Genomic DNA, 1,106 nt, shown 5'->3' with positions numbered 1-1,106 from the left:
CCGGGTGGCCGGTGCCGGCGCTGCTGTCGCCTGACGAGCTGACGATGGGATTCGCGTTCCCCAAGGAGGAGCGGGCGGCGCTGATTACCTCGGACCCCGACAAATTCCATCCGCCGGTGCCTTCGGACGAGCGGTACAACTGGGTCCGGGCGACGTTGTCCCGACTGGACGAGGAGGAGTTGGCGGAGTTGGTCGTGGACGCCTGGCGGATGTGCGTGCCCAAGCGTATCGCGCGCGACTACCTGGGAAGTTAGCGCTCCCGACACCGCCGGACGGGCGAAACGGCGCTGCGGGGACGCCGGTCGAGCGGGCCATCAGCATTCCTTGGGCAGACCCTATAAGAGAACCAAATTGGGTCGTTGACGTGGCACAAGTCGTGTTTACGATCCTTCCTATCAAGCAGGAGGGGTCGCCGCATGGCCAGTTTGACTCGATCCGAAGCAGCCGCACGAGGCGCTTTGTTGGAGGTCGACTCGTATCACGTGGACCTGGATCTGACCGGCGATGGGAAAGTATTTCGGTCTACGACGAAAATCGCTTTCAGCGCCGACGGGGACGGGTCGACGTTCGTGGACGTCAAGCCGGCGGCACTGCTGGAGGCCCGGCTCAACGGACGCGAGCTGGACGTGTCCGCGCTGGTCGACGGCCGGTTGCCGCTGACCGGGCTGGCCGCCGCCAACGAGCTCGTCGTGGTCGCGGACATGGCGTACTCGCGGGAGTCCAAGGGGCTGCACCGCTACGTCGACCCGGCCGACGACCAGGTGTACGTGTACGGAGCGGTGTTCCTCGACCACGCTCCGCGCATTTTCGCGTGCTTCGACCAACCGGATCTCAAAGCGCCGTTCACCTTCGAGCTGACCGTTCCCGAAAAGTGGACGGTGCTCGGCACGGGCGCGGCGGCGAAGGTGTCGCCCGGGCGCTGGCGGGTCGTGCAGGAGGTGGCGCAGGCCACGTACCTGACCACGGTCGTCGCCGGGCCGTACGCCTCGTTCGAGACCGTGCACGACGGCGTGCCGCTCGGCGTGCACTGCCGCGCGTCGGTGGCCGAGGCGCTGGAGGCCGACATCCGGGAGGTCTTCGACGTCACGGCCCAGTGCCTCGACGAG

The 1,106-nt window shown here is 67.1% G+C and carries 1 protein-coding gene and 1 pseudogene; both read left to right on the top strand.

The genetic code is table 11. From position 1 onward, the window contains the following. On the top strand, nucleotides 1-254 hold a 254-nt coding region (locus AB0G02_RS33205), incomplete at its 5' end, for an MmcQ/YjbR family DNA-binding protein (RefSeq protein WP_360802202.1). A gap of 315 nt (nucleotides 255-569) precedes the next feature. Then, nucleotides 570-1,106 (top strand): annotated as a pseudogene (locus AB0G02_RS33200) (aminopeptidase N); the annotation flags it as partial.

The organism is Actinosynnema sp. NPDC023658, from assembly GCF_040639995.1.
Lineage (GTDB): Bacteria > Actinomycetota > Actinomycetes > Mycobacteriales > Pseudonocardiaceae > Actinosynnema.
This window is presented reverse-complemented; position numbering and strand designations above follow the sequence as displayed.